General features: G+C 39.6%; 33 protein-coding genes. 9 read left to right on the forward strand and 24 right to left on the reverse strand.

What is annotated here, in order from left to right:
• Nucleotide 1 precedes the first annotated feature (1 nt).
• The 7 genes from QT327_RS10600 to QT327_RS10630 are packed head-to-tail and all read left to right on the forward strand — an operon-like array spanning nucleotide 2 to nucleotide 6,245.
• Nucleotides 2-1,858, forward strand: a complete 1,857-nt coding sequence (locus tag QT327_RS10600; RefSeq protein WP_289552839.1) for an SGNH/GDSL hydrolase family protein — start codon at nucleotides 2-4, stop codon at nucleotides 1,856-1,858.
• The gene (locus tag QT327_RS10605; RefSeq protein WP_289552840.1) at nucleotides 1,859-4,162 is read left to right on the forward strand and encodes a hypothetical protein; all 2,304 of its coding nucleotides are present in this window, start codon (nucleotides 1,859-1,861) and stop codon (nucleotides 4,160-4,162) included. It begins immediately after the preceding gene.
• Nucleotides 4,162-4,671, forward strand: a complete 510-nt coding sequence (locus QT327_RS10610; RefSeq protein WP_289552841.1) for a hypothetical protein — start codon at nucleotides 4,162-4,164, stop codon at nucleotides 4,669-4,671. The genes QT327_RS10605 and QT327_RS10610 overlap by 1 nt, the downstream gene beginning before the upstream one ends.
• Nucleotides 4,671-5,171: a glycoside hydrolase family 108 protein gene (locus QT327_RS10615; RefSeq protein ID WP_289552842.1), complete on the forward strand. Its 501-nt coding sequence runs from the start codon at nucleotides 4,671-4,673 to the stop codon at nucleotides 5,169-5,171. Before QT327_RS10610 ends, QT327_RS10615 begins: the two co-directional genes overlap by 1 nt.
• Nucleotides 5,172-5,183: 12 nt before the next feature.
• Nucleotides 5,184-5,498, forward strand: a complete 315-nt coding sequence (locus QT327_RS10620) for a hypothetical protein (protein ID WP_289552843.1) — start codon at nucleotides 5,184-5,186, stop codon at nucleotides 5,496-5,498.
• Nucleotides 5,495-5,668, forward strand: a complete 174-nt coding sequence (locus tag QT327_RS10625; protein WP_289552844.1) for a hypothetical protein — start codon at nucleotides 5,495-5,497, stop codon at nucleotides 5,666-5,668. The genes QT327_RS10620 and QT327_RS10625 overlap by 4 nt, the downstream gene beginning before the upstream one ends.
• A gap of 10 nt (nucleotides 5,669-5,678) precedes the next feature.
• Complete coding sequence (locus QT327_RS10630) at nucleotides 5,679-6,245, forward strand: hypothetical protein (protein WP_289552845.1); 567 nt, start codon at nucleotides 5,679-5,681, stop codon at nucleotides 6,243-6,245.
• A 21-nt stretch (nucleotides 6,246-6,266) separates the two neighbouring features.
• Here the strand turns inward: QT327_RS10630 and QT327_RS10635 are convergent, their stop codons facing one another.
• A complete protein-coding gene (locus QT327_RS10635; protein WP_289552846.1) occupies nucleotides 6,267-7,016 on the reverse strand; it encodes an SGNH/GDSL hydrolase family protein in 750 nt (249 codons plus the stop codon).
• A 133-nt stretch (nucleotides 7,017-7,149) separates the two neighbouring features.
• Here QT327_RS10635 and QT327_RS10640 point away from each other — a divergent pair, with 133 nt between their 5' ends.
• Nucleotides 7,150-7,455, forward strand: a complete 306-nt coding sequence (locus tag QT327_RS10640; protein ID WP_289552847.1) for a hypothetical protein — start codon at nucleotides 7,150-7,152, stop codon at nucleotides 7,453-7,455.
• A 38-nt stretch (nucleotides 7,456-7,493) separates the two neighbouring features.
• Here the strand turns inward: QT327_RS10640 and QT327_RS10645 are convergent, their stop codons facing one another.
• The 7 genes from QT327_RS10645 to QT327_RS10675 form a co-directional block, all read right to left on the reverse strand.
• Complete coding sequence (locus tag QT327_RS10645) at nucleotides 7,494-7,706, reverse strand: DUF6965 family protein (protein WP_289552848.1); 213 nt, start codon at nucleotides 7,704-7,706, stop codon at nucleotides 7,494-7,496.
• A gap of 305 nt (nucleotides 7,707-8,011) precedes the next feature.
• Nucleotides 8,012-8,221 carry a DUF551 domain-containing protein gene (locus QT327_RS10650; protein ID WP_289552849.1) on the reverse strand — a complete coding sequence of 70 codons (210 nt, stop codon included), beginning with the start codon at nucleotides 8,219-8,221 and terminating at the stop codon, nucleotides 8,012-8,014.
• Nucleotides 8,199-8,420 carry a hypothetical protein gene (locus tag QT327_RS10655; RefSeq protein ID WP_289552851.1) on the reverse strand — a complete coding sequence of 74 codons (222 nt, stop codon included), beginning with the start codon at nucleotides 8,418-8,420 and terminating at the stop codon, nucleotides 8,199-8,201. Before QT327_RS10655 ends, QT327_RS10650 begins: the two co-directional genes overlap by 23 nt.
• A gap of 10 nt (nucleotides 8,421-8,430) precedes the next feature.
• Nucleotides 8,431-8,604, reverse strand: coding sequence for a hypothetical protein (locus QT327_RS10660; protein WP_289552852.1), 174 nt, complete (start codon nucleotides 8,602-8,604; stop codon nucleotides 8,431-8,433).
• 212 nt (nucleotides 8,605-8,816) lie between these two features.
• The gene (locus QT327_RS10665; RefSeq protein ID WP_289552853.1) at nucleotides 8,817-9,245 is read right to left on the reverse strand and encodes a hypothetical protein; all 429 of its coding nucleotides are present in this window, start codon (nucleotides 9,243-9,245) and stop codon (nucleotides 8,817-8,819) included.
• A gap of 26 nt (nucleotides 9,246-9,271) precedes the next feature.
• Nucleotides 9,272-9,616 (reverse strand): hypothetical protein, encoded by a 345-nt coding sequence (locus QT327_RS10670; protein ID WP_149105624.1) that lies wholly within the window; start codon nucleotides 9,614-9,616, stop codon nucleotides 9,272-9,274.
• Between the two features lie 105 nt (nucleotides 9,617-9,721).
• Nucleotides 9,722-9,937 (reverse strand): hypothetical protein, encoded by a 216-nt coding sequence (locus QT327_RS10675; RefSeq protein ID WP_289552854.1) that lies wholly within the window; start codon nucleotides 9,935-9,937, stop codon nucleotides 9,722-9,724.
• A 36-nt stretch (nucleotides 9,938-9,973) separates the two neighbouring features.
• Here QT327_RS10675 and QT327_RS10680 point away from each other — a divergent pair, with 36 nt between their 5' ends.
• The gene (locus QT327_RS10680; protein ID WP_289552855.1) at nucleotides 9,974-10,324 is read left to right on the forward strand and encodes a hypothetical protein; all 351 of its coding nucleotides are present in this window, start codon (nucleotides 9,974-9,976) and stop codon (nucleotides 10,322-10,324) included.
• Between the two features lie 44 nt (nucleotides 10,325-10,368).
• Here QT327_RS10680 and QT327_RS10685 read toward each other — a convergent pair whose 3' ends face one another.
• The 16 genes from QT327_RS10685 to QT327_RS10760 form a co-directional block, all read right to left on the reverse strand.
• Nucleotides 10,369-10,734, reverse strand: a complete 366-nt coding sequence (locus QT327_RS10685; RefSeq protein WP_289552857.1) for a hypothetical protein — start codon at nucleotides 10,732-10,734, stop codon at nucleotides 10,369-10,371.
• A gap of 4 nt (nucleotides 10,735-10,738) precedes the next feature.
• Nucleotides 10,739-11,203, reverse strand: coding sequence for a hypothetical protein (locus QT327_RS10690; protein WP_289552858.1), 465 nt, complete (start codon nucleotides 11,201-11,203; stop codon nucleotides 10,739-10,741).
• A complete protein-coding gene (locus QT327_RS10695) occupies nucleotides 11,200-11,535 on the reverse strand; it encodes a hypothetical protein (RefSeq protein WP_289552859.1) in 336 nt (111 codons plus the stop codon). The genes QT327_RS10690 and QT327_RS10695 overlap by 4 nt, the downstream gene beginning before the upstream one ends.
• A 6-nt stretch (nucleotides 11,536-11,541) precedes the next feature.
• A complete protein-coding gene (locus tag QT327_RS10700) occupies nucleotides 11,542-11,700 on the reverse strand; it encodes a hypothetical protein (protein ID WP_289552860.1) in 159 nt (52 codons plus the stop codon).
• Entirely contained in the window at nucleotides 11,697-11,945 is a 249-nt protein-coding gene (locus QT327_RS10705; protein ID WP_289552861.1) for a hypothetical protein, read from the reverse strand. Before QT327_RS10705 ends, QT327_RS10700 begins: the two co-directional genes overlap by 4 nt.
• Complete coding sequence (locus tag QT327_RS10710; RefSeq protein ID WP_289552862.1) at nucleotides 11,938-12,336, reverse strand: HNH endonuclease; 399 nt, start codon at nucleotides 12,334-12,336, stop codon at nucleotides 11,938-11,940. Before QT327_RS10710 ends, QT327_RS10705 begins: the two co-directional genes overlap by 8 nt.
• Nucleotides 12,333-12,644, reverse strand: coding sequence for a hypothetical protein (locus QT327_RS10715; protein WP_289552863.1), 312 nt, complete (start codon nucleotides 12,642-12,644; stop codon nucleotides 12,333-12,335). Before QT327_RS10715 ends, QT327_RS10710 begins: the two co-directional genes overlap by 4 nt.
• Nucleotides 12,641-13,168, reverse strand: a complete 528-nt coding sequence (locus QT327_RS10720) for a hypothetical protein (protein WP_289552865.1) — start codon at nucleotides 13,166-13,168, stop codon at nucleotides 12,641-12,643. The genes QT327_RS10715 and QT327_RS10720 overlap by 4 nt, the downstream gene beginning before the upstream one ends.
• A 114-nt stretch (nucleotides 13,169-13,282) precedes the next feature.
• Nucleotides 13,283-13,666, reverse strand: coding sequence for a hypothetical protein (locus tag QT327_RS10725; protein ID WP_289552866.1), 384 nt, complete (start codon nucleotides 13,664-13,666; stop codon nucleotides 13,283-13,285).
• A gap of 40 nt (nucleotides 13,667-13,706) precedes the next feature.
• Nucleotides 13,707-14,492, reverse strand: a complete 786-nt coding sequence (locus QT327_RS10730) for an SPFH domain-containing protein (RefSeq protein ID WP_289552868.1) — start codon at nucleotides 14,490-14,492, stop codon at nucleotides 13,707-13,709.
• Between the two features lie 208 nt (nucleotides 14,493-14,700).
• Entirely contained in the window at nucleotides 14,701-15,756 is a 1,056-nt protein-coding gene (locus tag QT327_RS10735) for a DUF5131 family protein (RefSeq protein WP_289552869.1), read from the reverse strand.
• A gap of 26 nt (nucleotides 15,757-15,782) precedes the next feature.
• On the reverse strand, nucleotides 15,783-16,271 hold the full coding sequence (locus tag QT327_RS10740; RefSeq protein ID WP_149105635.1) for a hypothetical protein: 489 nt from the start codon (nucleotides 16,269-16,271) through the stop codon (nucleotides 15,783-15,785).
• Between the two features lie 2 nt (nucleotides 16,272-16,273).
• Nucleotides 16,274-16,882 carry a hypothetical protein gene (locus tag QT327_RS10745; protein ID WP_289552871.1) on the reverse strand — a complete coding sequence of 203 codons (609 nt, stop codon included), beginning with the start codon at nucleotides 16,880-16,882 and terminating at the stop codon, nucleotides 16,274-16,276.
• Nucleotides 16,875-17,174 carry a hypothetical protein gene (locus QT327_RS10750; protein WP_289552873.1) on the reverse strand — a complete coding sequence of 100 codons (300 nt, stop codon included), beginning with the start codon at nucleotides 17,172-17,174 and terminating at the stop codon, nucleotides 16,875-16,877. The genes QT327_RS10745 and QT327_RS10750 overlap by 8 nt, the downstream gene beginning before the upstream one ends.
• Nucleotides 17,164-17,652, reverse strand: a complete 489-nt coding sequence (locus QT327_RS10755; RefSeq protein ID WP_289552874.1) for a YopX family protein — start codon at nucleotides 17,650-17,652, stop codon at nucleotides 17,164-17,166. Before QT327_RS10755 ends, QT327_RS10750 begins: the two co-directional genes overlap by 11 nt.
• Before the next feature lie 4 nt (nucleotides 17,653-17,656).
• The gene (locus QT327_RS10760) at nucleotides 17,657-18,052 is read right to left on the reverse strand and encodes a zinc-finger-containing protein (protein WP_289552875.1); all 396 of its coding nucleotides are present in this window, start codon (nucleotides 18,050-18,052) and stop codon (nucleotides 17,657-17,659) included.
• Between the last annotated feature and the right edge of the window lie 604 nt (nucleotides 18,053-18,656).

Raw genomic sequence — 18,656 nt, forward strand, 5'->3', positions numbered from 1 at the left:
AATGGCTTTAGACAACATACCAGTAAAAAAAATTGGCGATCCGTTTCTGTATCAAGAAATGAACGATATGGTGGATCAGATCAGAAAAAATACACAGACTATAGACGGTGCTGTTGGCGGATTCCAGGGAAACATTGCTCCTACTGACAATTTCGTTCCATCACAAAGGCCTAAAGGATATTATAATCCGACAATTTTGGGTGCATCTTATGGACCTTCAGGTGACAAGTACTTATATGTTCCATCCAATCCTGATGGAAATGGAGACAGCTTTATATATCAGGTCGTGAACGATGGTTCTTCCCTAGTTCTGTCAAAGACAATTATCCCCAAGGCCGACTTTTTAACTAAGTCTGACATAGGGCTTTTGGATTCTGTAAATATCGGGCCTTACCTTCAGCAAGGAAAAGCAATAACAACACAGGGGGCCGTGGTAGATGGAGCTGGATATGCATCGTTTGTAGAAGTGCCTATTGAGGGTAGTACCCGTTATACTATATATGGTATTAATAATCCGATTGCCGCAAGTAGTAAGTCGTACGTACAACTAGATTCAAATAAGAATATTATATCGGGAATGGCTGCCCCCATAACATCATATCCACATTTATTTACTTCTCATGTCAATGCAAGATTCTTGTCTTTCACGGCCAAAGAACCTGCTGAAACGGATAACGACAGCATAACAAACGCAATACTTTACCGACCATCTATTACTAATGATCCTGAAGTGTTCGCTATTAATGGTTACAACATAATAGACGAAGTATCTAGAAATAAGCTTATAACTTTAAGTGAGCCTACGTCTGCTGTAAATATATCTGAATATTTGAAAGACAACACAGCTTTACAAACTTCAGGTGCGATTATACCAGGAGCCTCCGGATACAAAACGGTTGTTTATGCTCCGATCAGGCCTAACGTCAAATATGTGTTGTATGGTCTTAGAAATCCGATACTATACACTGCAAAGAACATCGCTATCTACAATGCTAATGGTCAAGTTATAGTTGGATACAATAAAAATATTGGCATATACCCATACTTTTTTACGGCTCCTTCAGACGCGGCTTTTGTTTCTTTTACTGTCAAAGAACCTTCTGAGACCGATAATTTCAGTGAGCAAAACGTGATGTTATCCAATGTCACAAGTAAAATAGCCGGCGCTATGGTTATACCTGAATCTAAATGGGCGGGAAAAACGTTCGTTTCTTTTGGAGATTCGATTACATGGTATGATGGCCGAGTATATAATACCTCAAATGTTGAAAATCCGAAAATAGCTGTTGGATACATTTCATACATGCGCAATCTGCTAAGATGTAATGTCGACAATCAGGGGGCTAGTGGTTACGACATGCCAGGTATTAGAACTATTATAAGAGGATACTCTAACTATGCAAATGTTCAGGCGGCAACCATAACTAGCGGAGCAAATGACCACAGAAAGGCCGTTCCTATCGGGACGTTACAGCCAATAGGTGGCACATTTACAGTGACAACCTTCCTAGGAGCTTTGCAAGATTCAGTTGAATATATTTTGAGTCAGAATCCTAGCATTAGAATATATCTAATGACTCCCATAATAGGGTATTATAATGAAAGCGGAACATCTGATGTTCCGGGGCCTTATAAAGGTGAGCCGGTTCTTTCTGTGGATTATGTTAATGCTATAAAAAGCGTAGGTGACCTTTATAATTTACCCGTTTGCGACTGGTATCACACAGTGGGGATAAACAGCATTAACAGACCAATATTTATCGGAGATAAGGAAGATATTCCGTATTACTTGCACCCAACTCTTTCAGGGTATAAAAGGATGGCAGATGTGTTAATACCTTTTTTGAACAACTTTTAGATGGTCACACTCTACAGAAATAATGCTCTTATTGAGACTATTCCATTAACACGGGATATATCTTTCCAGCACGCTTTAATGAGCGAGCATAAGATAGTTATATCCAACCTAGTAGTTCCCCGAATCCTGAATGTTCAGATCGGGGACTACCTTGTTTACAACGGAATCAAGTATACGATTAACACGGTACCTAACTACGAGAAAGTCGAGCACACTACCAACCATGCATATAACATTACGTTCGAGCATCCTATCTATACATCGTACAACAAGATATTCATGATCGAGGGGGATAGCAACGCGCCCTTTTTCGGGACACCGGATGACTTTGTCAATCTGTGGCTGGAAAACATGAACTCTATTGACCCCACATGGACAAAAGGTCAAGTAGATGTGATGGACGAGATTCACTTAACTATCAGTGACTCATCGTGCCGTGTTGCGTTGACAACGTTTACCGAGCAGCAAAAAATGGAGTTCTTTTTCGATGGTCCTGAGGGCAAGCGGATTAATCTTGTGGCAAAAGCAGGTGTTGACACGGACATCGTGTTACAATACGGAAAGGGTAACGGTCTTTACAGTCTTGCGCGTTCTTATGTCGAGGATAAGAATGTGGTAACACGTGTTTATGGTATTGGAGGTTCACGAAATCTCCCAACAGGTTACACAAAATCACGGTTGCAATTAGACTCCCCATTAGAAGCTAATATCGATTTATACGGAATTATTGAAGGTCAATATGTCAACGAAGATATTTACCCAACCCGTACCGGTACAGTAACCAGCGTTACCCCTTACGACCCAGAAACAAAGTTCAACATGTTAGTGGATGCTGATTTGCCTTTCAATATTAAAGATCAATTAGCGCCTGGTTTAACAGCAAAGATTAGTTTCGATAACGGTGAGCTAGCTGGGTATGAGTTTGAGATTACGGAATATGATCCTGTTACGAAGACCATAACTTACTTAACGAACACCGATACTAGTACGGGATTGTCTATGCCCAACTCCAATTTTCAAGCCAAGGCAGGTGACAATTACAAGCTATTGGATATCGTGTTGCCTCAATCATATGTAGATGAAGCAATATCTCGACTAACCACTGAAACGCAAGCTTTTCTTGACGAGAGTAAATTTCCTCGGGTTGCATACGATCTTACTATTGATGTGCTTCACTTTAAACGTAATGGTTATGTACTAAACCCTGGTGACAGGATACGAATTATAGACACTGATATAAATGTTGACATGCTTATTAGGGTAACTTCAGTTAACTACCCACTCGCATTCTATCTAGATAACTCACTTTGGTCAGGAATGCAGTATAGCGTCGAACTTGCAAACGATTTTATTCCATATACAACACAGGAGCGTATCCAGATTGAAGTACGGGAGAACAAAAAAGCAATCAAAGAGCAGAGCAAAGCTAGTAAGCATACTCAAGCGGCTTTGGATGAGATCGCACGGGCTGCAGCTATTAACCAGTTTGCGAGGACTTACATAGGTCAGTTGGCCATTCTTACCGGAGCGTTGGTCGTTGGAAATCCAATATCAGGCCAAACCGCATTTGTTAGCGGTTTGGGAGAAGAATTGACCGATTTACGGTTTGGGGCTGGTGGAACGATAGACGATCCGGAATCCAATAAATTCCGTGTTAATCATGGAGGACAAGTATGGATGACAGATGCGTTCATTAGGGGTGTAATCGAAGCTCTTAGCGGAAGAATAGGGAACTGGATTATATCTGATGGTGGGATAATTAATGAAGACGGATCAGCTTACATTATTGCCCGTGAAAATCTCGGTGTAGATCAAGAAGCGACCGCTATGATAGGAGCGAATGTGCTATCTGCTGTTACAGGACTTCGTGCCGTTGGGTTATTCAGGAATACCGAAGAAGCTCCGCTATTTACGAACTACGGACTTATACTGGAGGTTAACGGTGGTGGTGACAATATTGCTCTGGACATACTTTCAGGTCAAATTGCATCACTCAACCTTAGGTCGAGGCAATTAAACTCCACGTCAAATTTAATGCGAACCGATGTGTGGATTTCATCTTACAATACATCCCCCATAACCTTAACACTTCCAGCTTCACCAAATAACGGGAAGGTATTGTACATAAGACAGATGAACAGTTTCGGTATAACGTTCAACGGTAATGGTATAAACATACACGTAGCGGGGGACGTAGGGACAACTTATACTAACGCAAACGCGAATATAGGGGACTGTCATCAATTCGTTTATGACGGTCAATTCTGGTGTTATAATCAAATTTATAGGGAGGTACCAGCGTAATGGAAACAAAAAAACTAGCGTTAATTGCTAAAGAGAATGGAATTTGTTCGACTGGATTAAAGCGAATACTGTCCAGCAAAACCAAAGAAGAACTTATTCAATATTATATAGAGGGCTTGGATTTTTGTCTTGAACATGACTTTCCAAGTAAGGACTATCTCAGGCTGAATGGCGGGACCTTATTGGCAAAATATGGAATTCACGTAGACGAAAAACGTACTTTGATCAATCGAGCCAGATCTATTTTACTTGGTACCTGTGACGCTTCAATTTCTCATGACGGTTTTTCGGTATCCGACATATTTATCAAGCATGAAAGTAACGCGAAAGTATTCTGCTCGGCAGATTCTTTTGTGAGAATAGACTGCTTCGATACGGTTAATGTCCGAATACATGCCAGCGGAAATGCTAAGATAGTCGTGAACGTATACGGATCGGCCAAAGTCGCGTATGAAAAGAAGGAGAAAGCCCAAATAAAAATAATCAATAAAGGAAAGGAGACATACTAATGGCTGATATAAACAAATTGGCACCAAAGATTGCCAAATGGGAGGGTGGTTACGTAAATCATCCGCTCGACAAGGGAGGATGTACTAACATGGGAGTTACCATTGCAGCCTACAGGCAATTTGTAAATCGAGACGGAACGTGTGAAGACCTTAGAAAAATGACCCATGCAGAATTTTCAAAAGTGCTACGAAAATACTGGGACATGTGGAAAGCTGATGAGATTAATGATCAACAGGTTGCCGAAATATTGGTCGACTGGGTTTGGGGTAGTGGTAGGTATGGCATAACGATCCCTCAACAGCTGATAGGAGTGGCCGACGATGGGGTTGTAGGACCAAAAACACTGAGTAAGATCAATTCTTACGATCCTAACGTATTGCATGAAGCTATTTGGAACCGTAGAAAATTGTATCTGGAAAGACTTGTGGCTAATAACCCCTCGCAGAAGGTTTTTCTAAAAGGATGGATGAACAGATTAAATGATTTTAAGAGGAAATAAAACCTACAACCTATGGCAGAAGATCGACAAAATAAAGAATTAAACACGTTCGGATTTACCGGAAAGCTCAGAACAGGGTTGGTTACTGCCATTATAGCTATCCAGTTTGGTACAATAGCAGTACTATGGAATGACAATCGAAACCAGAGCAAAGAGATGTCTTCTATGCAGGACAGACTGTATCAGCAAATGATTAAAGAGATCAAGGGTGAAGTTAAGTCCGAGGTAGGGCGAACGGTTACACCAACAACCCAAAGGCTTGATACGGTAGCTAATAAATTGGATAGAGCTACGACACAGTTACAGCAAAAAATGAATGTAAAATGAAAGCAATAATAGCAACTATCATTGGAATCGTCTTGTTGACGAACCCAATTGGAAAAGCGGCAATAAGCCCCTTGAAGGAATCGCAGCCATTAGAAGAAATGGCAAGCAAAGCAAATCTACTAAAGAATAAAGTTGAAGAACTTGACTCTTTATTAAGTACGCCAAGATAATCTAGGATATATGAAAAACATAACCATATTAGCGGTATTCTGCTTGATTCTATCTTCATGTGGATTATTTAAATCTACCTTTAAGCATAAGTCTCAACATTCCGAAGTTACCAAAGTTGAAATATCGGATCGAAAGGACAGCACTGGAACTAAGATTGATAAAAGCAAAATACAGACAACTACCACAACGACGGTAACAGAGGCCATGCCTGATAAAAAGGTTTATGGACAGGTAAAAACAGATAAGAATGGTTTGCAAAACGGAGTTGATATAATCGATAGTGCCGGCGTTACCGTTAAGGTTTACCTAGATTCGGTTACGCAACTACTCAAGGCCATGGCTTCCATAAAAGGGGGCACAAAGACTATAGAATCAAGAAAGGAAGAGTTAAGGAGCAACGATATTCAGGAACATTCAGGCTCTACGGAAACTCATAATGAAAACAAACAAATTGCTGTTGAAGATAAAAACAAGACAGTTGAAAAAACACCAAATTGGAAGGTTATAATTTCAGTATTAGTAGTGGTGTTTTTGTTCGTTTTTGTATTGGTGTACCTGCGCCGAAACAAAAAATAGAGAAATATAACCTTACTTTGATTAAAAATTCTTCAAGAAGGGAATCAAAACATTCGCAATTCTCTGATACCCTTCTTGTGTAGGATGGAGGTAGTATGGGACATCTACTTTATCACCGATTAGGGTAGTTCTAGTTAGTTTATTAATTCCAGTTGTATGATAAACGTCACACACAGGGATATTGTATATGTTTCCTACTTTTTTAATTGCAGCTACGTAATCTTCTGATAATATCCTCTCACCTTTATAAGGCCCCGGAACATCAGATGTTCCACTTTCATTATAATATCCTATTATGGGAGTCATTAGATATATTCTAATGCTGGGATTATTGGTAAGGATAAATTCGATAGATGCCTGAAGAGACCCAGTAAAAGTTGTAGTATCAAATTTTGCAGCAATAGATTCTGTGTCGCCAACAGGAACAGCTTTCCTGTGATCATTTGCGCCACTAGTTATAAGGATGGCGTCGACTTCATCAAAATCGTCGTAATTCTTGATGACCTGGTAAATCTGAGTCATATCATAGCCGCTTACACCTTGATTGTCTACATAGCAACCCAGCTCACGTCTCAAATAGTATTGATAACCTTTTACTACATTACTACTCTCAGCGTGGGATTCGTTGAACTTTTTGCCATCGTACCAAGTTATACTATCTCCAAAGGTAACAATCGTTTTAGACAACCATTTTTCTGACTCAACATTGTTTTTTTCTGTTTTGCAGCCATTAAATATAAGAAACAATAAAATTGGTAATAGTTTTTTCATTGCACCTTTTTTGTTTCAAATATAAAAAACTTTATGTCTTTCTCACTTTTTCACAAAAAATAGCAATCACATCATTTGAATTTGTTTTACTAACATATGAAATTGTTATTTAGTTTTGCTAAAAAAATTGGCAATGAAACAGATTAATCCTGACCTCCCGAAAATACGCTTTCAGTTCAAAGGTAGGCAGATAGATATACCGTATTACTACCCAGAATCGGGCTTGCAGCGAGTATTCATCCTCGATAAGAACGGAGACGAACACGTGTTTTATAAGGGGATGTACGTGCCAGGAGAATGGCATGGCAAAGAGACCGAAAAGTGGGATAAGGAGTTTAAAGACATGCTATTCGCCGAGTTTGAAAAGCTGTCTCCTAAAGATGACACACGAGAGGAAGGAAAACGAATGTGGGAGTACAAAAGCTGGTGGGAGATATAGGGGATTTAACCGATAGCATTATTTATCGGTTGATAAGTCTATTTTATTTTACCCTGAGTAATATCATTATAAAGCTCGAGCAGGTGCCAGTAATCGGGGCATTTCTCATACGGTCCCTTAAAAATAGCAATGCACAGGAAAGCATTATCGATAAACCGTTTGCTATTAATGATTTTAGCCCAAGGTTTCCAGTCGATCTCGAATGGGGGAGGGTTGCTGTCGAAGTATTCGCGAAGTTGTTGAGGAGTCATGGTGCGAATATAGTAAAGTTCAGTATAATATTTTATGGAAAATAAAACTACGCTTTATCCTGATTTAGGATTATGACGGTCCTATTCTGTATGTCGATTTCCAATAAAGAGCCGCAATCGCAACGTACAGGAGAATGCCTGTTAGCGTCCGACATTACATCATCAGGGGCATTGTCAAGGGAATATTCGGCCAGAATGCAATCTCCGCCCTTACTCTGAAAGTAGTGCTTTCTTCCGCATTTTGGACAGTAAGCGATTATTGAATCAAACATTCCCATATCATAACTTTTATTTACTCTCGGGAGTTACACGGTAGGTTTATCAGGTAAAGGCATCCAGTAGGTGACCTCGTCTCCTGTTTCATGAGCATCAATATTTGCCAACTCCCATGACTGATTATCAAAATCATATTGGCCTAGGACTATGCCCTCTAGTTCATTGTATACTAAGACAATTTCTGAGAAACCAAAATCTGTTTCTGTAGGCAGTCTATCATTTACGTTTATCCAGTTCATAGTCTATTTCCCTTTTTATTTTCCAGCACATTTCGTAATCTTCAATATTCTCATAATGTTTTAGAGCTTCCTCCAGCGTTTCGAAACCTTCATCAAGCATTAAAACTTTGAAATAATTGTGATAGCTCAATCTACGTTGCGCCATTTCAAATTCACCGATCGGAACAATTGATATGCTCTGTAGTCCTCTTACTTCCATAATTTAAATATTAATGATCAACACCGATCTCTATTGTGAACCTTTCAGCTAAAACAATGTGATAGTCATCATCCATTATCGGTTCCTTACTGATTGTCACCCTCTTCTTACCTTTGTTTTCCTCTTTAACTCTCGCTTTGAGAATATCAAATAATTCGTCAATTTGTTGGTCAGTAAATTCCATACTAGTAGTTTTTGTCATATTCAAAAGTGATTATCTTCTTATTTGCAACACATCTAATATTACCGTTCTCATTTTGGATTCGGGTACTAATGATGTCTTCTGATACTTCAACTGGACTACCTCGGTCAACGCTGTTATAAAACATACCCCTGAGAAGATCTAAAGCATTGTCGACGTCTTCCTTGTTTTTTATGATTGTTGTTTTCATATCCCTAAGCTATTGAATTTTCCCTAAAATCCCTATTCAATTCATAAGTCAAAAAGTAGAAGAAGAAAGCGGCTCTTTGACTCTTTGTCAAGCCCCGATCTCCGCTAAACATGCTGCTTAAAGTAGACTTATCGATCGCGAGCTGCTTAATAAGATCATTCCGCTTGATACCAAATTCCTTCATCCTACCTTCAATCCATCCGAGGTCGATCAGGTCAACATCAATCGAGTGAACTACCGGCACAATATTGTGTTCAGGAAAAATCTCTTTTGCCCTTTCTACCAATTGCTTTTGGTTCAGGATAAAACCATTAAGAAGTCTGGACTGGGTTATCTTAACCGTTTTTTCGTCCAGAACTTCTATTTCGATACCCATTCGCTTGTAATTAGATATCGACCTTGCTTGCTCCTTTGTTAATTCCAGTGTAGTCATAACATTATATTTTAAAGGGAGGGGGATTATTCCCCCTCTATCCTTATTTCCCTTAAATTAGTCAGATCAAAGATCGCAAGCTGTTTGTTTTGTTTCGCGAACCTGATCGCTTCGTCCATCTTACTAAAGAGCTTTATCGAATCGAAGTAGTAGAAGCCGTTTTCATCGTTAAGCCATCCACCTACTATTTTTTCGTGCTCTAAGGCATGCTTTATCACTTTCTCTAATCCTTCTCTGTTAAAGCTATCCTGCGTTTCCAAGTAAGCGACACATATTCCAAATTTCACTGGTTTCATTGTCTCGATGTTGAGTGTGAAACCGTACGGGTTGTTTTTCGAGTATTCCCAAACTCTGTCAATTAGTGTTTCCATTTTTTCAACTTGTTTTGTTAATCTGTCAAAGAACGTCATCCCCTGATGACATAACAAAGATAGTAATAAGTTTGCGAATCGCAAACTTTATTTGAAAATATTTAATTAGTTCATAGCTATGTTTCCCGCAACTTTAATTAGGTTATTTTGCAGTCGTTCGCCTAACAACTCCCCATCGATAACGAGATATCCCATGCCGTTGGAGTAGATATAATCCTCAGCTTGTTCCCAGGAGTTGGCAAGGATGTATGGACCTTCAAACATTGCAAGCTCCTGCGTGTCGGGATTGATCGCTTGAAGATGTGTTGTAAATGTTTTCATTTGCAAATGTTTTTTAATATTGGCAATCAATTAGTTATGTTTGAAATTATCTTTTTTCTGGCTATATTTGCTGTCATGGCTAAGCTATATTTCGCTCCAGATAGAGGACTAGGTATTTCTACAGAGCAATTAAAAAAAATAATTAACCGGAATAAAATGATTTTATCCAACTCATTACCATTTTCAAGAATGTTCGATATTCCTGACGGTGCGAAACCATTTTTGGCTGACTCATGTAAGCCTGATATTTCACGGGAATTAAAAGAGAAAAGGGAAAACGTATTAGAATCAATATCTTGGCAATTGAACAGTAGAACAAATTCTTCTTCCATTAAATCACTCAATCCTGAGTATTTCGATCGGTCGATCACAATTAAGATTATTTAGTAGTTAAATTCAAATGATATGGAAACAGGGGACATTACGGCCCGTCATTCATTGGCGGGCTTTGTTACTAATTCCTGTCCCGTAAGAGCGTAAAACAGATTCTGCAGCTGGTGGACGTGATTAATCACGGACACGTACTTTCCTTTAAAATAAGCTTCCCAGTAGCCGTCACTTAGCTTAAGATTTATTTCTCTGCCATATACAGCATAAACTCCGAATATTTCATGGAAACCTAGCTTTATTAGCCATTCTTCTGTTAGGGGGATGCCGTGCAGATTCTCTACCGATATATTGAAAATAGCCGTCCTTATGGTTTTCTTTTCGATACCTTTTACTTTTACTTGTATGGTGTCGCTAACTTTAGTAGCGTTAAGTAAATTACCCAAACGCAGTTCTTGTGGGTGTATCATCTATTTAAAAATTAGGCACCTCCGCTATGAGGAAATGAGTGAATTGGCCTTTGATCGCTCCTTGCATTAGGGCTGCTGCACCTACTTTTAGTATTAAGAATCCGCCGAATAAAGTAGTGACAGCATATTGTATGCTCCCGTCTTTACTTTTAACATACACTCCCACACCTTTATCCAGCTCAAAAAGCTTCTCAATAGGTTGCGGTATGGTACGCATATTGTTCTTCTCCACTGTTTCCCACACCCTTTTCGCTGCCTCATCAGTTAACACTCCACCTTTGCTGAGTGGTATCAAATCAATGGGATCGTTGACAGGCTCCACCCTTTCCAACTCCTTCAATATGTCTTTAAGCTCCTGTATTCTGACTTCAAGTGTCCGTATTGTCTCCCAATGTGGGAACGGTTGGCTCTTGACCGCGTCAAGGTTATACTCCGCCACTTCCAGTCGGTGTTCTATTAGTTGTTTCATATCCATTTCAATCTGAATGTATCTTTTCTATTAGGATCGGGATGGTTTTGTGTATATCCCATTCTTAGCATATCATTAATACAGCTTTCATCCACATTCACAAATGGTTCTGCTTTATTATGCCCACAGCATGAACCGTATGTGACTATTCCGTTAGCCCACAGATATTTTATCTCATCGAATATACACGGATCAATGCTTACCGTATCGGATAGACCTGATTCTAACCTTGCTTCCCTATAATCACTCATGTGATCGGGAATTTGAACCGTTATGGCCTGAGCATAATTTTCCGGTGAGCCAAAATCAATGTTTACGCAATTGCATTTCATTCCACCTCATTTTTTAGTCCCTAATTCAAAATAAACACCCGTTTTCAGCCATCCGCCTGAGCTAAAGGTTACATGTCCGCCAAAAAGAGATATAACCAAGAGTATAAGCAGAAAAAACCACATCAGGGCTACGCTTATCCAGTTAAGTATGTTCAATAACTTCATTCCGCTACGTTTTTGGTTTTCAAAATAATAGAGGGGTCAAAGTATATACCCCTATCCCTGCAAGAATTAACATCCTGCCTCTTCTGCTCCTCACACATGGCTATGGCGTAACTGTTGGCAACTTCATCAAATGCTTTAAGTATGTGTTTATCGGATGATAATTCTATCAAATGGTCAATCCCTAAGTAACCTTGATCTCTAGACACCTCATCCTTTATCTTCTGTAGTAGTTCTTCCTTATTCATAGCTTTCAAAATAAAATTTAACTTCTATGCCTGTTTCTTCAACTAACCCAAACTTGCTAGCCATTCTGTATTGCACACTGTACCGATTGAGGCTTTGGACATATTGGGCGATAGAAGATCTGAATTGCTCAACAGTCATTTGGTGCTTATTCGTATTACAAGATGGACAGGCGGGAACCAGGTTTTCAATACAGTCACGTTCGGGATGTTCCATGTAGTCCTCATATATCTTAGACCGATCATCGATACAACTTGCTACCCACCTTTGACCTCTCCTTATTGGCTCCATATGATCTGCATGCCAGTTTTTAGGCAAAGAGCAACCGCAATAAGCACAATTGCCTCCGTATTTAAGCCTTATCTCTTCGCGTTGGGATTTTGTTAGTTTCATTCGTAAATCCCTCCAAATTGTTCAATAAAAGGTGCCTCTTTAAGTTTTCCCTCCTCATCTATATGAAGCGGCCTATCGCTATCCAATCCAGAAATACCACTCGCATAAGAAATATGCGCATATGTAACCTTAGCCCCATATTCATAGACTGTCTTATATCCGAAAAACTCACATATTCGTTTGGCTTGCCCATGGATATCGGACTTCTTCATTTCTTTAGGGAAGAAGCCAGCTCTTCGAAGTTCATAGAACGGAATATGCTCGTCTAAGAAACTCTTTAACAACTGATCTGCTTTGGTTAGTTTCATAACTTCACAAATAAATAGCAGTTGCTAAGGTTAATTACTTTTTCTTCCATTCTTGCGTATTGATCAAAGTCTTCATGTGAAGCACCGTAATACACATAACCATCACCTTGCATCATGGTTAACTCTGGATCAGGTAACGGATTTTCAGTATACCACCCCTCGGCCTTTATTGCAGAAACGAAAGAGTCTTTAGGGGTTAAGTACAGATATTTTTCTTTTACTGATTTAGGATTATAGTCTTTAAACCCGTTAATAGGGAACCAATACTCTTCATGCACCAATCCCTCAAAATCTATCCTTTTCAGGTCAGTGAATTTGCCTAGTCTTTTAAATGAATCTCGTGAATTTTCTGACAACTTTATCTGCCCGTGTTCTCCAATACATCCTTCGAACTCATCGATTTGACCGTCATGCCATTGTAAGTAAATACCATCGGAACCACACCCATACTCAAAGTGAGTAATCTCTCTAGGCAATTCTACTAGTACGCACTCACGTTTTAGGTTGAGGTGTATTATTTTCATTTCTTCCTCCTTTCTTGAATCGCATATCCTATCATGGCAATTATTACCATTGCGTAGGATAAAGTAAATGCTAATGCTTGGACGAATTCTATTGACATATTTTGAATGTTTACTTTAATTTACCCTATAAATAACCGCTATTTTAGCTTTGATGATTTCACCTATTGTCATGCCTGTAACAGTTGATATCTTCTTGGGAACTATGCTAGTGGAAAACTCACCTTTGAAGTAAGTGGATATGTAATACTTCATCCGTTCACAATCGGATAAGGGTATGACGGTGAACTTATCGATGCCTTCTAACAGTTCTACTGCTATTTCCTTGGATGATTTAACCTGCTTCTTGTCAAACGACAGACAATACTTTTCGGGATTTCTGATCACTTCAAGCATACCTATGCGAACCCCGTCAATTCCTAAGTTGCTTGTCGATACTTTTGCCATCCTGGCAACATGAAGCAGGTTATCTTCGATCGCTTTTTGCTGTTGGTTTGTCATTCTATAAACTCGGTTAACCTATACACCGAAAGGTTCAATACTACTGGATGCTTTTAAAGAAAGCAGGAGAGTTACTGTACAAGGCACTCTTTCCGTCCCATTTCTCTATAAACTGTTGTTGAATGAGTAGTGGAGTAAGTGTGCGTTGTCTAAGCTCGTTCGCTCGAGCTTCTGCTTCGGCTTCAACAATTTTGATTTTGGCATTTGCTTCGGCAACCCTTAATTGATTAGTAGCTTGTGCCGCCTTTTGGACCGCTTCGTTCTTCGCGTCTATCGCTTTAGTGATACTTGCCGGATACTGTATACCACTTGTCATCTGCTCAAGGGTGAAGCCTTCCTTTTCGAGGGCTATGGATATATTTGACTGTACCGCATTCTCGAAGCCTTCGCGACTGCTTATGATGCTGTCCGTGGTATATTTATTAAACTCAATTCGGAACGCGTCGCGTATGTAATTGTAAAGGGTAGTTTTCGTTATCTCCTCTATATCTTTCCGATACTTTCTAAATATCTCCGGGCTTTTACCGTTTTGGACTTTAAACGATAGGGTGGGGTCTACTTTAAACACCGATCCGTCTTTAGCATTGACAGTGAACAACTCGTAGTCAACTGTCTGAACGAATGTTGGAAACTGATAAACGTCTTCTGTGAATGGGTTATACCAAACACGGCCAGTGACTAAGCTAACATCCTGAACCCCCTTGGAAGATCCATATTGCTTTACTAAAATGCCTTCGTGTCCCGCATCAATTCTTGTACATGATGCGCATGATGCTACCGCCAGAATGGCGAAGAAAATTAAACCTAAAATAAATGGTGCTCTCATTTTTTCGTTTTGTTTTTAATTGTGTTAATGATTCTGTTTATTATGAATAATATTGCCATAACGAGTAGACAGGCCATGATAAGACCTATTAAAACGCCTACATCGTTTGGTGCGCTGATCAATTCCAACATCGTGCTTAGATACCACATTATGGTTACCAAGACGATTGGTGAGAAAGCTGCCCAATAGATTGTTTTTTTCATGATGATTATATTATTGGAAACTCTTTGTACTCTTTGCCTCCCAGTAGATTACCGGCTTTCTTTTTTCCGATTTTAATCATGTACTGACCGTAGTAATCGCTTTTGTCTTCGGTATAGGTTACGAAAGCATCTGAGTGCTGATAAGCGCCCTGATAATCTCGGTGAGATACCGACTCATGATGTTCGGATACCCATTCTCCCCATTGCTTAAAGAAGAATGGAACGCCTGCGGCGAAACATTGATCTCGGAGATTAGTTGCCCAGATAGGGTTCATAGGTCTGGCGCCATGGCCGCTTTCTCCACCACATATTACCCAATGGATAGGACTTTCTAAAGAAAAAGAATCGCCTATAGTACGACCAGTTCTAGCATCCCTATATTCGCCACAGTAGTAGCATTTTACATATGGGTCGTCTCCGTCAAATAACCATGAATGGCCTTTTCCGTCAACTCTCTTGCTTTTAGGACATTGTTCAAGCCAAGTTGATAAGTTGACTTCGCCAAGCAAAGGTTCACAGGATAGAAACCGTTTTCCATTTACCTTTAATAATTCTGGAATCATCTTGTTAGAGGTTTCCTGATTTACCACGGAAGTGCCGAACATCACATTTGCCGGAGCATTAGACTTCCAGGAATCGGGAATATATTTATTGATATTAGATGGCCTTTTAGTGAGAAAAAGGAATAATAGGTTAGGGTAGAGGCCTGCAGTTATTTGCTGAAAAAGCAAATCCCTTAAATATCCGGTGTCTTGGCCTTCGATTTCTCTACCTGATCCGTCAACCAAAGGCATTGGCTTTTCGAATATATCCATCATAGACCCAACGAATACCCTATGTGTTTCCCCTTTGTCCTTAGCCGATCTTTGAAACTTCAGAAGGTCGTTAAAAGACTTCCTGATAATCAGTCTGGGCACCTTATTGCCCCAATGAGGATTTTCGTGGTGGTATCTATTGTTTAATACACGTGCGTAACAGTTGTCACAACCTTCATGAACCTCAACGCAACCATGCCAGAGGTTTACCGTGTGGTGTGTCCACTCAATTTTGGTGTTCTCCATGGGATTATTTTTTTAAGATGTTGTAATTAGTATCTAAAATCAGTAAAGTGAATAATACCACCTGAGAACTCTACGGTACCCGTTTTGAACCAGCTTATAAAGTCTTGCGTGGTTAGACCGTCGTTTGATGGAATCAAGCCCATATATGAAGGATTGGCATATTCTCCGTCAATATATATGGTTCCATAGCTGCTAATTTCAAAAGACTGCCATCCTAATTTTTCGAATCTCGCATATTCATCTTGCTTGGAGGCATATGGCTTTCCAGTCCACTCGCGAACTGATAGTATTGCTATTCCTTTGTTAACCTCTTCTACCACCTTTTTCCAATGTTCACCGGCTCGGATCGTGTGTATCTTTTCTCCGGACAGTATCTTGTCACGGAATCCTGTTGGCTCACCGGCACGTTGGTGACCTTTCATAAATACCTTACTGGTCGTGAGAACGTAAGTCTTCTTGGGGAGAGGCGCGATATTAATGACTCCATTGTTATCGCTGTAAACTAAGTCGCTCATAATTATATCTCTCTAAAAGCGTTAAGGATTCGTTTTACTTCCCGTTTAACCAACTGCAGGTGATCATTCACCTGAAACATTTCAGGTTTGGTATAAAGATTATCCGTAATGAACGGGACTCCCAATACAAAGCTGTGATCAGTTTCGAAACCAAGTTCTTCGACAATCCAAATTGATCCCTTTGAACATGACATCGTATGAAAGGCAGCAGTGCTTAACCTCACAATTGATCCAATAGGCATTTTGTATGATTTAACATCGACACATAAAGGTTCCAATTCCGAAAGTCCTGTTCCGCCATTTAAGGGAGAGAAGTATTTCAGTAGAGGTAATATTATTTCTCCACCGGGATGTGCCATGTGATGAGTTATATCTCCCTTAATTACCGTCAATCGGATGGGATAGCGATGAGTATGCAACTGAACATCGTAAGGTTTGAGCTTCTTATTTGCTACGAAGACACGAGTTAACCTGCCGAATTCAGTTCCCCCGATTACAAGCGAGAATATTCCGTCACCGTGGACATTATTAAGAGACAGTTCTAAACTTTCCCTTTTCGGATTGTTCAGTAAATCATTAATAGATGATAGGATTTTTGTTAGCTTATCCATTGCTTCCTCCTTTCAATTTAGATAACTCGTTTTTAAGACGTGTAACGTGTCCTTTGTAGGTGGCGAGTCGTTTCTCAAGTTGCGATATGCGATCCCCTCTTTCGCTATAGACTTCCTTATAATATTTCAAATCCGATTCTAATTTGAGTCGGTCCTTACACATGATTTCCATTGAATCAGCAATTCGGAGAATTGCTCCTAATTTTAACTCTTCATTAGTTAAGTTCTCTGTATCTGGCAGGTTCCTTCCCCAATCAACTCTCGATTGCTTTCTAAATGATTTAGCAGGCATTTTGACCTCCTTTCAATAGTTCTGGATTGTCGTGGATGTTGCCTTTAAAATGTAGTTTTGTAATGTCCTCTGATTGCATTTCAAATCTGAATCCTTCGAAATCATCTTTTATAGCATCAATACCTCCACCTCCTGTATAAGCCAACCATTCGCCTGCAGAAAGCATAGTAAATGCACATCTCTCGGTTATATATGTTGCAATGAAAAACGTTCTTTCGTCTCCTTCATCGTATTCTTCTTCATGAAAGTAAATATCGCCTTCATACATTTCACGATTACGTTTGGTGTCATGCAATATGAACTGCCCAAGTGTTTCCCTGTCTACCAGAACATATCTACCTTCATCCTCCACGTCATCTGTATCTACCCATATGTAGTAACGATTACCACCCCGTCTATTATCGTTTACACGTTTAAGGTCGCCGTATACCCACTTACCTTCGGTAGTTTTTCCTCGGAATTTTATTTCTCTATTCATGCCTTTAAATGCTTAAAAATTTTCGACTTAGTTCAATTACCTTATTGCATTGAGAAATGTCGAAATAACCTATATGACATTCCTTTTTTACGACCCTAAGCTTTCCAGATAACCATTCGTAAGCCTTGCTTCTTGACATGTGTTTTCTTCTCCAGATGATATCAAAATAATAGTGAGCCGCCTGCTTGGCCAATCTCAATTCGGAATCGGCTAATCTGCCAAGTGCCACTTTGGGATTCGTTGAATGAACACCTACCCAAGCCTTACAAGGTCTGCAGGCGTAAACCATACCGTAAGATTTGCCATTATAAAACTCAGCGCTATCAACGTACACAGTCGCTGCGTCGCAGTAGGGGCAAACCAGACCCTGATTTATCAATTGTTTCTTGATTTTATCCATGGTTGTGATCGTTAGGGTTGTCGGAAGAAACAAACTGTCTTTAATTCATAATACACAGTATCCGAAGTCATATAAGCACCTTCATTTTCCTGCTCAATAGGTCTGCTCGATATTGATGAAATCTTGTAGAGTTGCCCATTGTAGTCTATCAGTTGATTTTGATAGATCGGAACGTTGGAATGAATTGCAAAGGAATTAACTGATGAAATGAATCTATGGACCCGGGGATACTTGACCCTGTCCGAAAGGTTGTGAACCTGTCTGGTCAACCGGTTATTGTAACCGGAAATGGATAATTTATTAGCTGCACCCATAATAAATAATGTTAATAAATAAAGCAAGTCAGGGTTCGTGCGGTGCAGACACTCCCCCCAACTTGCTTCCAATATTTTTCCCTATATTTGCTCTCCGATTTCTGCACCCTCGGATAACATGTAGCAAAGGTGCAACTTATTTCTACTTATCTATATTGATAAGTGTTGATTTTTTATATTCGGGGTCTATTTGAGAATAAATTCACAAATAGTTTACAATGAAAACAAAAGCAACCTTGTAAGTTGCTGATATATAAATTGATAACAAATATAAATCATAGTTGTAGATG

Origin of the sequence: Olivibacter sp. 47 (genome assembly GCF_030372825.1) — a bacterium.
GTDB classification, from domain to species: domain Bacteria; phylum Bacteroidota; class Bacteroidia; order Sphingobacteriales; family Sphingobacteriaceae; genus Olivibacter; species Olivibacter oleidegradans.